This window comes from Acinetobacter sp. DL27, from assembly GCF_055810995.1.
Genome location: NZ_CM147947.1, coordinates 985977 through 1000300 on the forward strand (window position 1 = coordinate 985977; position 14324 = coordinate 1000300).

Consider the following 14324-nt stretch of genomic DNA (forward strand, 5'->3'; position numbering starts at 1 on the left):
TGAATCAAAACAATGAGCGATAAAAAAGCCCAAGTCATGATGCTTGGGCTTTTTAGAATCTTGGCTCTTCCACCTGGGCTCGAACCAGGGACCTGCGGATTAACAGTCCGTCGCTCTACCGACTGAGCTATGGAAGAATAGTGGCTCTCCAACCTGGGCTCGAACCAGGGACCTGCGGATTAACAGTCCGTCGCTCTACCGACTGAGCTATTGGAGAATCTGATGCGCATTTTAGGGAGGAAAGGAAAATGGGTCAAGCAAAAAATATTGAGAAATGAATTGTTTGCTTTATAAATATGCGTTTAGGCAGCAAAAACAAAAAAACCGCTCAAAAAGAGCGGTTTTTTAAACAAGGCGAATCTTATTTTTCAACGCCAGCAGCTTGACCTGCATATTTCGCGTTTGCATAATCCCAGTTTACAAGGCTTTCAAGGAAAGTTTTGATGTAAACAGGACGCGCATTACGGAAGTCGATGTAGTAAGCATGTTCCCAAACGTCAATGGTTAACACTGCAACTTTACCGTGTGCAAGTGGAGTGTCTGCATTTGAAGTTTTAAGGATAGAAAGGTTGCCATTTACTTCGTCAGCAACTAACCAAGCCCAACCTGAACCGAATTGAGTTGTAGCCGCAGCAGCAAATTCTTCAGCGAATTTTTCGTAAGAACCGAATGCTTCATCAATTTTAGCAGCTAAAGCACCTGTTGCTTTACCACCACCGTTTTTAGCCATACAGTTCCAATAGAATGTGTGGTTCCAAACTTGTGCTGCGTTATTGAAGATACCTGCTTTAGATGCATCACCAGCAGAAGCTGTGATGATTTCTTCTAAAGTTTTGCCTTCAAGGTCAGTACCCTTGATTAGGTTGTTTAGGTTAACAACATAAGTATTGTGGTGTTTGTCGTGGTGGAATTCTAAAGTTTCTTTGCTGATGTGCGGAGCAAGATCTTCGTAGCCATATGGAAGTGCAGGTAAAGTAATGGTTGTCATGTTTCATTCCTTGCAGATTTGCTGGGTTTTACTTTAAGTGCATTTATTGTAAATGATTCTATAGACAATAGGGCAGTCTTTTAATACACAAAATATGCAAAAAATTTCGCAAGGAGACATATACGATACACAAGATATCGTTAGAGTCTTTCGTACAGAATATGTTCATTTTAAAAGACTCTAAGCTCTAGATGGATTGAGGTGTGTAATTAATTTTTAGTCTGTAATGCAGCATGGTAACGGCGATTTACTTCATCCCAATCGACCACATTATAAAAGGCATTGATATATTCAGGACGGCGGTTTTGGTATTTTAGATAATACGCATGTTCCCATACATCTAAACCGAGAATAGGGGTATGACCGTGCATCAGTGGGGAATCCTGATTTGCACTGCTTTCAACAATTAGGTTGTGTTCAGGTGTCACGCTCAGCCATGCCCAACCACTGCCAAAGCGGCTAATCGCGGCTTTGGTAAATGCCTCTTTAAAAGCATCAAAACCACCAAGTTGCTCATCAAGAGCCTTTGCCACAGCTCCAGTCGGTTGCCCACCACCTTGTGGACTCATGACCGTCCAAAACAGTGAGTGGTTGGCATGACCGCCTGCATTATTGATCACCATATTTTTAAGATCAGTAGGGACTTCATTGACTTTGGCAACCAAATCTTCCACAGACAGTTTCTCCCATTCTGTGCCTGCAATCGCGCCATTAATGTTGTTGATGTAGGTTTGGTGGTGTTTACTGTGGTGAATTTCCATCGTTTTCGCATCAATATTAGGTTCGAGTGCGTCATAGGCATAAGGAAGAGCGGGTAAAGAATAAGCCATGTGTTTGATTCCTTTAATCATCAAAATTGTTTTATTGGGATTTTTTAAAGCAGTTTCATTATCCACCTAAAAGTTAATGAGAATCAATATTCTTATTATTAGCAATTTTGAGATGAAAGGTAGCAAGTTTTATTGTTCATATTGGGTTGGAAGTTCAGTATGTATAACAAGAATGAGATGCAAAGCGTTTTTGAACTGATGCTATATTTTGAGTTAAAAATACGAAAGGCTAGGAATAATATTTTAAAAATTAATAAGTTGCTTAAATGGACGTGATGTTGGATGCCATGCGATATAAGCGCATTGAAAGAACGGGGATGAAAGCAGTTTCATCCCCGTGATTGCTTAGATCGGGTTGTTTAACTCGAAATATACATACTCAATATCAAATTGTTCTGAAATGGCTTGACCTAATCGCTGCACGCCATAGCGTTCAGTCGCATGATGCCCACAAGCAAAATAATGTACGCCTAATTCTTTGGCTTCATAGAAGGTACGTTCACTGACTTCACCTGAAATATAGGCATCACAGCTTTGTTCAGCGGCTTTTACAATAAAATCTTGTGCACCACCGGTACAAAAACCGACTTTTTCAATCATGGTCCTGTCCGCAGGAAGATGGATGGCATCGAATTTTAATTTCTCAGATACAAACTTTTTAAACTCTTCCACAGGCATGGGCTGGTTTAAATAACCAATATTGCCAATAGGATGACGCTCAGATGGGTCAAGCGCTTCAATACGTTCCAGTTCGAGCAAATCTGCAATCGCTGCATTATTTCCAAGACTCGGATGGCTGTCGAGGGGGAGGTGATATGCCAACAAAGAAATGTCATGTTGAATCAGACTCTTGATCCGTTTACCGCGCATACCTGTGATGGGATAGGCTTCACCTTTCCAAAAATAACCATGATGCACCAGTAAAAGATCCGCATTTTCTCGGATCGCGGCATCTATGGCATCTTGCGATGCAGTCACAGCAGCTAAAATTTTACGCACTTCGGTCTTTCCTTCAATTTGAAGGCCATTCGGTGCATAGTCCTTAAACTCAGATGATTTAAGGGTTTGATCACACCACTGAATAATGTCTTGTAATTTTGCCATATCGACTCAAAAACTCTTTTAAATTGATTACATCGGAACCTATTGTTTATTGTAACTAAAGCATGACAAAACTCTTGCTTATTTTTGTGCTTCGGTTTGAATTTCGCTTTACAATAGGCATAAATTACTTAGTCATCAATGAATTAAAACATTTTAGAGGGTGAAATCGTGCGCAGGACCTTTTCCTGGTTACCTTGGGTATTACTCATTTTAGTCATTGCTGGATTTTTTGCTTGGCAGCAGTACCAAAAGCCAAAAGCGCCTGTGGCGTCCGATGGGATTAAGATGCCTGCTGAAAAGGTGGAGCCTTTAATTAACACCACGCGTACCGGTGGGGTGGTTTCTTATAGTGCCGCCGTGAAAGTGGCTGCACCAGCAGTAGTGAATATTTTTACCACGCAAAAAGTCAAACAACTTGACCATCCATTACTCAATGATCCTGCGTTCCGTGAATTTTTTGGCAATCAAATTCCAGATCAGTTTAGCCAAAATAAAAATGAAAACAGTTTGGGTTCAGGTGTGATTGTTCGCCCTGATGGTTATATTTTGACGAATAATCATGTGATTGCTCAAGCCGATCAAATTGTTGTGGCATTACAAGATGGCCGTCGTGCAGTGGCAAAAGTGATTGGTACCGACCCCGATACTGATTTGGCTGTGATTAAAATTGAGCTGGCGAGCCTGCCTGTTTTACCTTTTAAGTTAAGTGGCAACGAAGTGGGTGATGTGGTCTTGGCCATTGGTAACCCATTTGGTGTGGGGCAAACGGTTACGCAAGGTATTGTCTCTGCTACAGGACGCTCTGACCTAGGTATTAACACTTATGAAGACTTCATTCAAACCGATGCTGCAATTAATCCCGGTAATTCTGGCGGTGCTTTGATTGATGTGGCGGGTAATTTGATTGGTGTTAATACAGCAATTTTCTCTCAGTCAGGTGGATCTTTAGGTATTGGCTTTGCCATTCCTGCAAGAATTTGCCAGCAAGTACTGAACTCCATTCTTAAAGATGGTCGTGTGGTACGTGGTTGGCTAGGTATCAGTTTATTGCCTGTTGAACAAGTCAATATCTTAGAGCCTAAAGGGCCAGGTGTGGTTGTCGCGGACGTGTTAAAAACGGGACCTGCTGCAAAAGCTGGTTTAAAGAAAGGCGACAAGATTGTGAAAGTGAATGATGAAGTGATTACTTCAACCTCACATTTGATTAATTTTGTGGCTCTACAACCGCCGAATAGCACCATTCAGATTTCACTTGAGCGCGATGGCAAACCTTTAGATGTTGCTGTGGTTGTTGGGGAAAGAAAAGAGCAAAATCAGGACTCTCAATTTATTCCATTACCTGAATAAGACTAAAAAACGTAAATAAAAAATGCCTCTTTATAGAGGTATTTTTTATGAGTAGATGATTTACAGTGTGAATATTAAATGCAGAGCATGATCAGTAGGAAACCTTGTGCATTTTAAATGCCTAAGATTGGTAAATGATGATCTCAGTTTTAATTGAAAATCAAAGCTCACTTATTTTTAAATATCGCCCATTCGCATCAAGCATTCATAACGCGATGAACTTATTTGTGTGGAGGTATAGGTCGAAGCTAAAAGAAGGTGTATGACTGAGGATGCCTTGTGTAGTCTCTTTGTGTGATTCTTATTTAACATAGATGATAAGTTTTCCTTCTAGGAAATGTTGAGCGTAACTTTTAGGAAAACCATTGCTGTTATCGTTTTGAATGGTTTTTTATATATGCGAGTCGCTGATGACTCGGTTGAATCGACAGGCGGATTGATCAGGCACAAAAAAACAGCAACCGAAGTCGCTGTTTTTATATATCTGGAAATTACGCTTCTTGTTGGATACCCGCAACGAGCCAGTCTTGGGTAGAACCCGCTGGTTTTACAAAGTGCCAAACTTCAGCAAAAGGTTGCGGTAAGCTGTTGAGATCTTCACTTACTGTACCAGTAAAACGTACGCTAACCACGTATTGGCCATTTTCTGTCGCAGAGTCCGCAACCATCGCATTAAGGTTTGAAAACTCAGCTACATCTTGATCTTGATTCGCCATAATGTCTTGATACATAGACTGGTAAAGATCAGGTGTTAAGTAACGCTGAATTTCAGAAATGTTACTTGCCGTGTTCATTGACTGAATATGATTGAAACGTTGACGAGCAATACGTAAGAAAGCCGCAGGTTCTGTACCGTCTGGCAGCTGACTACCACTATTGGTATAGGCAGCGCCAAAAGGTGCATTGTTTTGTGGTGCCGCAGCTGAACCACCTACAGACTGACCAAAAATATTGCTGTTGTCATTTGATGTACGTGGTGCAGCTTGTTGGCCAAACGGTGCTTGAGTTGAACCATTGTTTGGCGCGTATGGATTAGGAGCTACTTTTTTTTTTGCGCCCATTTTACGGAAAATGAAGAAGGCAACAGCAGCGGCAAGAAGAATCCAAATCCAGCTCGGAATACCACCTTTTTCTTCCTGTGCTTGCGCTTGAGAAGCAGAGTTATCATCTGCCAATGCATTTGCAGCTACAGCACCAATTGCAGCACCCGCTACACCAGCCGCAACCATACCACCGACGCCTGGACCAGATTTAGCTGGAGCTGTAGCGGGCGCGGTCGGTTGTTGAGCTGGAGTTGCTTGACGAGGTTGTTGATAAGACTGAGTTGGTGCAGCTTGACGGCTCATGCCGTGGCTTTTACCACCACCTGCACGTTTAGCTTCTGCGGCTAAGGGTGCAACTAAAAGAGCCGCTGTTAAAAAACCAGCAATCAAACCACGCTGTCGAACTTCCATCAAATTTTCCTACTCTATAAAAAATAAATTTTAACTCTACCTTTATGCAGTCTTTCAGCCTAAATTTCAATAAAAAACGTGTTTATTTTATGAGAAATCCAAATGAATGGAATTTAGCTTAGTTGAGTTCATCACTTAAGCTCATGGCTTCAGTGAGTGCCTCATGTAAGCGCGCCACAGCGATGACCTTCACCCCAGCAATGTCTTTTTGCGGTGCGTTGCCTCGCGGTAGAATAATGTACTTAAAGCCATGTTTAATGGCTTCTTTTAAGCGTTCCTGTCCATTGGGGACTGGGCGAATTTCCCCGGAGAGCCCTACTTCACCAAAAACAGCCAGTTGTTGTGGCAGCGCTTTACCTCGCAGGCTAGAGGCACAGGCCAATAAGACGGCCAAGTCAGAGCCTGTTTCCGTGATTTTTAAACCACCGACAACGTTGACATAGACATCTTGTCCAGATGTTTGCACGCCACCATGGCGATGCATTACCGCCAAGAGCATATTTAAACGGTTTTGTTCTAAACCTAAGGCGACTCGGCGCGGTTGACCATGTGCATCATCAACCAAAGCTTGAACCTCAACCAACAGAGGACGTGTGCCTTCACGGCTGATCATCACGATTGAGCCCGCAATGGCTTCATCATAACGACTTAAGAAAATGGCTGAAGGATTCGCCACTTCTCTTAATCCTTTATCGGTCATGCCAAAAACCCCGAGTTCATTGACTGCACCAAAACGGTTTTTAACAGCTCGAATCATCCGATAACGTGAGTCGGACTGACCTTCAAAGTACAGAACACAGTCGACCATATGTTCAAGCACACGTGGACCAGCCAGTGCACCTTCTTTGGTGACGTGTCCGACGATGAACAAGGCTGTGCCACTATTTTTAGCAAAACGTGTTAGTAAAGCAGCAGATTCGCGAATTTGAGAAACGCCGCCCGGCGCTGACTGGAGTGTTTCGGTATATAGGGTTTGAATGGAATCTAAAATTGCCACAGCTGGACGCTCATGGGCAAGCATTTCACATATCCGCTCGACACAGGTTTCTGCCATGACTTTGAGTTTATCTGTAGGCAGATCAAGACGATTTGCACGCAAAGCCACTTGAGAGAGTGATTCTTCACCTGTGACATACAATGCCGCACTGTTGGCCGCGGCCATATGCGTTGCCGTTTGCAATAAAATGGTCGATTTTCCGATGCCCGGATCACCGCCAATCAGCACCACGGAACCCGTGACGAGACCACCGCCAAGCACACGATCAAACTCACCAATTCCTGTAGCCAATCGAGTCTCATGTGAAACTGAAATTTGATTTAAGGTGGTAATAGCAGCAGCTTGACCTGCATAGCCGCCCCCCATTTTGGGCTGCGCACGATGTGTGACTGCAGGTGCAATATTGACTTCAACCAGACTATTCCATTCTCCACATTCAGAACATTGGCCCGCCCATTTTGAATGGTCAGCGCCACATTGTTCACAGCGGTAAACACTTTTTGCTTTTGCCATGCTTTATTTGATGCACTATTTGGAGTATTCGATGGTTCAACAGCATACAGAGGATTGGATTTGAAATGAATGCTCTGAATCAAAAAGCCACCCGAAGGTGGCTTAACTATTGAAGATTTTAAAAAATATGCTTTGAAAATAGCCTTAGTACAACTCACCTGATTTACGTTTTTCGACAAAATCACGCGACTCTTTCACAATCACCGTCGACAGCAATAACAAGGCAATTAAGTTTGGAACCGCCATTAAACCATTAAAGGTATCGGCAAATAGCCAGACTAAATCAAGTGATGCTACGCAACCAATAAAGACTGATGCGATGTAAATGAGACGGTACAGCAGAACATACTTTTCACCGAGTAAATAAGTACAGCATTTTTCGCCGTAATAGCACCAACCTAAAATGGTGGAGTAAGCGAAGAATACAATACCAAAAGTCACGATCCAGCCTCCGACACCCGGCAGTAATTGGTTAAAAGTATGGGTAGTTAATACCGCGCCTGTTTCGCCACCAAAACTATTGCCCGCCATAATAAAGCCCATAACCAAAACGATCCCTGTAATACTACAGACGATAATGGTATCGATAAACGTACCTGTCATTGAGACTAAGCCTTGACGTGCAGGGTGGTCGGTTTTTGCAGCAGCGGCAGCAATGGGTGCTGAACCCATGCCTGCTTCATTTGAGAAGACGCCACGAGCGACACCGTAACGAATGACGGCACCAATTGCACCACCTGCTACAGCTTCACCCGTAAAGGCATCACGGAAGATCAGTTCAAGTGCAGGCATGACGAGTTCAAGATGGTTGAAGATAATAATGAGGCCACCGAGGACATAGCCAATCGCCATAATCGGTACGATGAAAGAAGCGGCTTTAGAAATAGATTTAATCCCGCCTAAAATAACCAAAGCGGAGAATACCGTAATGACGATACCTGTGATCCATGTCGCAACTCCCGTACTGTTTTCAACAGCGAGCGCAACTGTGTTGGATTGTACTGAACTGCCAATCCCAAAAGACGCCAAGGTGCCAAATAGTGCAAAAATCAGGGCTAACCATTTCCATTTTAGGCCGCGTTCAATGTAGTACATTGGACCGCCAGACATTTCACCTTTTTCATTTTTGATTCGGTATTTAACTGCCAGTACGCCTTCACCATATTTGGTTGCCATACCGAATAGTGCTGTCATCCACATCCAAAACACCGCACCTGGGCCACCAAGGACACAAGCGGTTGCAACACCGGCGATATTACCCGTACCAATGGTGGCAGAGAGTGCCGTCATGAGGGATGCAAAGTGCGAGATATCTCCAGTATGAGAATGTGCTTGGTCATGTTTGCCAAATACTTGTTTAAAGGCCAGAGGCAACATGCGGATTTGCCAGAAGAACAAGCGTAATGTGAGGAATACCCCTGTTCCGACAATGAGGACCAACATATAGGGTCCCCAGACCCAACCACTGATGGTTTCCATAAAAGTTTGTAAACTTTGTGTATTCATTTTTCTTTTAGTCCTCTATGTTTTAAAACTTGAAATTTCTAGAAAAATTTTGAGTTTTATTAAGCAATTGATATGCCACAGTCATGCTTCCTGCACGATTTTTTATTGATTTTTAGTCTTATTGTATTTGTTACACGGAAATTTATTTTTGACAAGTGTTTTGCTGATTTTTTCAACAGGAACTTTTACGTGTCCTTTGTCGTGTTAAATATAAGAAAAATTAATTAACTTTTCAAAAGATGTTGAAAATATAGATTAATACAATTTTATTTTTATTTTTTTGTTCTTTTCGGGTAATTTTGGCGACTGGAAATAAAAGACGACATCAAGAATGAGTTTAGAAAATACAGAATCGACCTCTGAACAAGGTGATTTAAAACGGAGTTTATCCAACCGCCATTTACAACTCATTGCGATTGGCGGTGCGATTGGTACAGGTTTATTTATGGGGTCGGGGAAGACGATTAGTCTCGCTGGGCCATCTATTTTAATCATTTACATGATTATTGGTTTTATGGTGTTTTTGGTCATGCGCGCGCTTGGCGAATTACTGCTGTCTAACTTGAAGTACAAATCGTTTATCGATTTCTCTACCGATTTGATTGGGCCGTGGGCAGGCTATTTCGTTGGCTGGACCTATTGGTTATGTTGGATCACGATTGGTATTGCGGACTTATCAGCTATTATTTATTACCTTCAGTTCTTTAATGGAGGGATGCCGTTCACACCTGGGGAAGGGGTGATGATCAGTGTTGCGGCCATTGTGTTCATCATGGGCTTGAACTTGGTCACGGTGAAACTGTTTGGTGAGCTAGAGTTCTGGTTTGCACTAATTAAGATTATTGCCATTGTGGTGTTGATTGCCGTTGGTTTATGGATGATCTTTACAGGGTTCACTTCAACGACGGGTGAAATTGCATCATTTAGTCATCTTTGGTCACATGGCGGAATGTTCCCAACAGGCGTGACAGGCTTCCTTGCTGGTTTCCAAATTGCGATCTTTGCCTTTGTAGGTGTAGAGCTGGTCGGTACCACGGCTGCTGAAACCAAAGACCCAGAAAAGAATTTGCCTAAAGCGGTGAACTCGATTCCAATTCGTATCATTGTTTTCTATGTATTGTCTTTAGTGATTGTAATGTCTGTGACTCCATGGAACGTGATTGATCCTGCGGTTTCGCCTTTTGTGAACTTGTTTAGTCAAGCGGGTATTGCAGCAGCAGCAATCATCATGAACTTGGTGGTATTGTCTTCTGTGATGTCATCAATGAACAGTGGCGTGTTTTCAACGTCGCGTATGTTGTTTGGTTTGTCTCGTGAAGATCAAGGGCCAAAAGCATTTGGGCATTTAAACAAGCGCGCTGTTCCTGCAAATGCATTGTACTTTTCAGCAATTTGTTTACTGTTAGGTGCTGCACTGCAGTACTTTGTACCAAATACTGTTGAAGCCTTTACTTTGGCAACTACACTGTCGACGATTTTGTTTATCTGCGTCTGGATTATGATTATCTGGAGCTACATTGTGTATTACAAAACACGTCCAGAGTTACATGCAAAATCGACCTTTAAATTACCGGGTGGTCTGTTTACCTGTTGGTTTGTGATTGTTTTCTTCATTGGCGTGATCTATGTGTTATCACTAGAAGCAGATACCATGAAAGCTTTAATGGTGAGTCCAATTTGGTTCATCATTTTGATTATTGGTTATTTTGGTTTCTACAAACCGAAACATAAATAATCGATGCGATTGAGAAAAACGCCAGTCTTTAACTGGCGTTTTTTTTTAACTCACTATAATCTTTAGCGCTTAGTGGTTTGGTCATGTATGTTGATCAGGTTATACTTCTTCAAAATATCAAATAGGTGATCAGATGCGTTCTGTCATTTGCTGCATCAGTGTCTTGGTGATGAGTACTGCATTCGTCGGTTGTGGTCAGTCTGGTACATTACATATGCCAAATGATCCAAACTACGACAAGCGAGCGAAATATTTGCTTTATAAAGACGCAGCATCTAAGCCGTCTGCACAAAAGGAAGATACAGCGCCCGTGAAGCAAGAGTTTGCTGCACCTTCAGTTGAAACCAATCAACCTTAATACCTTAAACGCTTCATAGAAAGGATACATTCATGAGTTTTACCCGCAATCATGGGGTTTTGCACGCTGAGCAATGCTCGCTGCAACAGCTTGCGCAGCAATTTGGTACACCACTGTATGTTTATTCAAAAGCGACTTTTGAAAAACACTTTACAGAGATGGATCGTGCTTTTGACTTTATCGATCATCAAATTTGTTTTGCGGTCAAGTCGAACTCAAACATTGCGGTATTGAATGTCCTTGCGAAGCTCGGTGCGGGTTTTGATATTGTGACCGGTGGAGAACTGGCTCGTGTACTAAAGGCGGGTGGTGATGCTTCTAAAATTGTCTTTTCGGGTTTAGGTAAAACTGAGGTTGATGTTCAAAAAGCATTAGAAGTGGGTATTGCATGCTTCAATGTAGAGTCTCACGCAGAACTGGATCGTATTCAAAAAGTTGCAGCGAAGCTCGGCAAAAAAGCACCCATTTCATTGCGCGTCAATCCAGATGTAGATGCGAAAACGCATCCTTATATTTCAACAGGCTTGAAAGAAAATAAATTTGGGATTCCGTCTGATACGGTGTTTGAAACCTATAAATATGCTGCAACGCTGCCGAATTTAGACATTATTGGGATTGACTGCCATATTGGTTCCCAGTTGACCGAAACACAGCCTTTTGTGGATGCGCTAGATCGCGTGATTGTGATGATCGATCAGCTTAAAACCATGGGTATTCAGCTGAAACACATCGATATTGGTGGTGGTTTAGGCGTGACCTATAAAGATGAAGTGCCGCCTACCGTTTTTGAATATGCCAATGCAATGAAGCCCGCTTTAGAAAAATTGGGCTTGAAAGTGTATATGGAACCAGGACGCAGTATTTCGGCAAATGCAGGGGTACTACTGACCAAAGTAGATTTACTCAAACCGACTATTCACCGTAACTTTGCGATTATTGATGCAGCCATGAACGACTTGATTCGTCCTGCACTGTATGAAGCATGGATGGATATTCAGCCCGTTACACCGCGTTCAGATGTCGAGGAAAAAGAGTGGGATGTGGTTGGTGCGATTTGTGAAACAGGTGATTTCTTAGGGAAAGAGCGTGTGCTTGCACTCAAAGAAAATGACGTACTGGCTGTATTGGGTGCTGGCGCTTATGGTTTTGTCATGAGTTCAAATTACAACAGTCGCGGTCGTGCCGCTGAAGTGATGGTGGATGGTGAAAACGCACATTTGATTCGTGAGCGTGAAACCATTGAATCGCTTTGGGACAAAGAACGTTTATTGCCTGAAGGATAATTCAAGATGTTATTAGAATTTACCAAAATGCATGGCCTAGGCAATGACTTTATGGTGGTTGATTTAATCAGCCAAAGAGCATTCCTTGATACTGTCACGATTCAGCGCTTGGCGGATCGTCATTTCGGCATCGGTTTTGATCAGTTGTTGATTGTTGAGCCACCTGATTTACCCAATGTCGACTTCAAATACCGTATTTTCAATGCTGATGGTTCTGAAGTTGAACAATGTGGTAATGGCGTGCGCTGCTTTGCACGTTTTGTACATGAGCGCCAACTCACTACAAAGACCAAGATTAAAGTACAAACCAAGGCTGGAATTGTAGAACCCGAACTCGGTCAAAATGGTTGGGTACGTGTGAATATGGGCTATCCAAAGTTCTTGCCGCAGGAAATTCCATTTATTGCGGATGCACCAGAAACTTTGTATGACATTGCTTTGGCGAACAATGAGCAATTGACCATTGATGTGGTTAATATGGGTAACCCTCATGCAGTTACTATCGTTCCCGACGTGATTACAGCTGATGTTGCGCGTTTAGGCCCTCAGGTTGAATCGCATGAGCGTTTTCCACAGCGTGTGAATGCTGGGTTTATGCAAATTATTGATGAAAAGCATGCGCGTTTACGTGTGTTTGAACGGGGTGTGGGCGAAACCTTGGCCTGTGGAACAGGAGCTTGTGCAGCTGCGATTTCAGGTATGCGCCGTGGTTTACTCGATTCGTCTGTTGAAATTGAATTGGCAGGTGGTAAGTTGCATATCGAATGGCGTGAAGGTGATGTCGTTTGGATGACGGGTCCAACCTCAAATGTCTATGAAGGACGTATTGATCTGAGTTACTATCAAAACTAAGTTTAGCCTTACATAAGAAGCACTGATTCGTCAGTGCTTTTTTTATGAAAAATGAAATAGACATATAACGAGCTGAGACAGTGCTACTATGCAAAAGCCAATCAATCTTTCACCTAATAGAACTATAGAGGCTGACTTGTGACTTTTGAGCCCATGCAACTGCTCGCGATGTGGTTAAAACAACGAGAAATACAAAATCAGTCTGCCCATACTTTGCAGGCTTATGAACGAGATGTGTCTGATTTTCTGTTGTTTTGCGAACAGAAAAAGCTTGAGTTGGGCGATGTTGAAGCCACAGATTTACGTGAATTTATTGCGCAAAAAGTTGAACATCAACAGTTGAGCTCCAGTAGTTTACAGCGGATGTTGTCCTCTATTCGTCAGTTTATGAAATGGGCTGAGCAGGGGCAACATTTGGCATTTAATCCTGCCGATGACTTTCAACTTAAACGTAAACCTCGCCCTTTACCAGGGCTAGTGGATATTGAAACCATCAATCAAATTTTGGATCAGGCCTTGCCTGAGAAAGAAGTCGAACAGCAAATGTGGTATCGAGACAAAGCTTTGCTTGAGCTGCTTTATTCCAGTGGATTACGCTTAGCGGAAGTGCAAGGCTTAAGAATTAAAGATATCGACTTTAACCGACAGTTACTGCGTATTACAGGTAAGGGTAATAAAACTCGGGTTGTGCCTTTTGGTTCTAAAGCCAAAGATGCAGTAATGAAATGGCTGAGCATTTATCCGCTGTGGAATGGTGATTTTGTGCCCGATGCACAAGTTTTTATTACTCAAAAGGGCAATCCTTTGGGGATGCGCCAGATTGAAAATCGGGTCAAGTTTCAGGCACAGCGTGCAGGCGTAAATATCGATCTGCATCCGCATTTACTCCGTCATTGTTTTGCTAGTCACATGCTGTCAAACAGTGGTGATTTGCGCGCAGTGCAGGAAATGTTAGGCCACAGTAACTTAAGTACCACCCAAATTTATACCCATGTCGATTTTGACAGACTGGCTCAAGTGTATGATCAGACACATCCACGAGCACAGCAAAAGGTGAAAAATTAGTTCATTCATACTTTAAAAATAGTGTCACAGAATGCATGCACTATAGCACTGTGTTTTAGGTTATATGCCAAAGGTCAGAACAAACGGCGTAAACACATCCGTAGATAACTATTGTACGCACTAGGGCATCTGTGAGATTCGGCATTATTCTTGCTTTACTTACTCTTGCTTGAATCAACTTGATCAATAAATAGCAATGATCGCTCACTTTTGTTGGAAAAAGTGTGATTATGAACTTTTGTAGAATAATAAATCGGCAAAAAATAGAGTATAAACTTAAAAGAGGATGGGC

The 14324-nt window shown here is 42.5% G+C and carries 12 protein-coding genes and 2 tRNA genes; 6 read left to right on the forward strand and 8 right to left on the reverse strand.

Features of this window, described 5'->3' with window-relative positions:
• Positions 1 to 61: 61 nt before the first annotated feature.
• The 5 genes from AC0KVP_RS04750 to AC0KVP_RS04770 form a co-directional block, all read right to left on the reverse strand.
• Positions 62 to 137, reverse strand: a tRNA-Asn gene (locus tag AC0KVP_RS04750).
• Between the two features lie 4 nt (positions 138 to 141).
• Positions 142 to 217, reverse strand: a tRNA-Asn gene (locus AC0KVP_RS04755).
• A 144-nt stretch (positions 218 to 361) separates the two neighbouring features.
• Positions 362 to 988, reverse strand: a complete 627-nt coding sequence (locus AC0KVP_RS04760) for a superoxide dismutase (protein ID WP_010327236.1) — start codon at positions 986 to 988, stop codon at positions 362 to 364.
• 209 nt (positions 989 to 1197) lie between these two features.
• The gene (locus AC0KVP_RS04765; protein WP_473339338.1) at positions 1198 to 1818 is read right to left on the reverse strand and encodes a superoxide dismutase; all 621 of its coding nucleotides are present in this window, start codon (positions 1816 to 1818) and stop codon (positions 1198 to 1200) included.
• Positions 1819 to 2163: 345 nt separating this feature from the next.
• Complete coding sequence (locus AC0KVP_RS04770) at positions 2164 to 2922, reverse strand: Nif3-like dinuclear metal center hexameric protein (RefSeq protein WP_473339341.1); 759 nt, start codon at positions 2920 to 2922, stop codon at positions 2164 to 2166.
• A 168-nt stretch (positions 2923 to 3090) separates the two neighbouring features.
• Here AC0KVP_RS04770 and AC0KVP_RS04775 point away from each other — a divergent pair, with 168 nt between their 5' ends.
• Entirely contained in the window at positions 3091 to 4269 is a 1179-nt protein-coding gene (locus AC0KVP_RS04775; RefSeq protein WP_473339342.1) for a S1C family serine protease, read from the forward strand.
• 491 nt (positions 4270 to 4760) lie between these two features.
• On the opposite strand, the gene AC0KVP_RS04780 is transcribed toward AC0KVP_RS04775, so the two are convergent.
• From AC0KVP_RS04780 to AC0KVP_RS04790, 3 genes are all read right to left on the reverse strand, one after another.
• On the reverse strand, positions 4761 to 5723 hold the full coding sequence (locus tag AC0KVP_RS04780; RefSeq protein ID WP_004982589.1) for a Tim44 domain-containing protein: 963 nt from the start codon (positions 5721 to 5723) through the stop codon (positions 4761 to 4763).
• Between the two features lie 118 nt (positions 5724 to 5841).
• Complete coding sequence (gene radA / locus AC0KVP_RS04785) at positions 5842 to 7233, reverse strand: DNA repair protein RadA (RefSeq protein ID WP_195728162.1); 1392 nt, start codon at positions 7231 to 7233, stop codon at positions 5842 to 5844.
• Positions 7234 to 7377: 144 nt separating this feature from the next.
• The gene (locus tag AC0KVP_RS04790) at positions 7378 to 8739 is read right to left on the reverse strand and encodes an alanine/glycine:cation symporter family protein (RefSeq protein ID WP_178928171.1); all 1362 of its coding nucleotides are present in this window, start codon (positions 8737 to 8739) and stop codon (positions 7378 to 7380) included.
• A gap of 331 nt (positions 8740 to 9070) precedes the next feature.
• Here AC0KVP_RS04790 and AC0KVP_RS04795 point away from each other — a divergent pair, with 331 nt between their 5' ends.
• From AC0KVP_RS04795 to AC0KVP_RS04815, 5 genes are all read left to right on the forward strand, one after another.
• Complete coding sequence (locus AC0KVP_RS04795; RefSeq protein WP_004695775.1) at positions 9071 to 10474, forward strand: amino acid permease; 1404 nt, start codon at positions 9071 to 9073, stop codon at positions 10472 to 10474.
• Between the two features lie 133 nt (positions 10475 to 10607).
• On the forward strand, positions 10608 to 10832 hold the full coding sequence (locus tag AC0KVP_RS04800; RefSeq protein WP_004982578.1) for a hypothetical protein: 225 nt from the start codon (positions 10608 to 10610) through the stop codon (positions 10830 to 10832).
• A 32-nt stretch (positions 10833 to 10864) separates the two neighbouring features.
• Positions 10865 to 12115, forward strand: a complete 1251-nt coding sequence (gene lysA / locus AC0KVP_RS04805; protein ID WP_473339346.1) for a diaminopimelate decarboxylase — start codon at positions 10865 to 10867, stop codon at positions 12113 to 12115.
• A 6-nt stretch (positions 12116 to 12121) separates the two neighbouring features.
• Positions 12122 to 12967 (forward strand): diaminopimelate epimerase, encoded by an 846-nt coding sequence (gene dapF / locus AC0KVP_RS04810; protein ID WP_148825688.1) that lies wholly within the window; start codon positions 12122 to 12124, stop codon positions 12965 to 12967.
• Between the two features lie 153 nt (positions 12968 to 13120).
• Complete coding sequence (locus AC0KVP_RS04815; RefSeq protein WP_473340421.1) at positions 13121 to 14032, forward strand: tyrosine recombinase XerC; 912 nt, start codon at positions 13121 to 13123, stop codon at positions 14030 to 14032.
• Positions 14033 to 14324 lie beyond the last annotated feature (292 nt).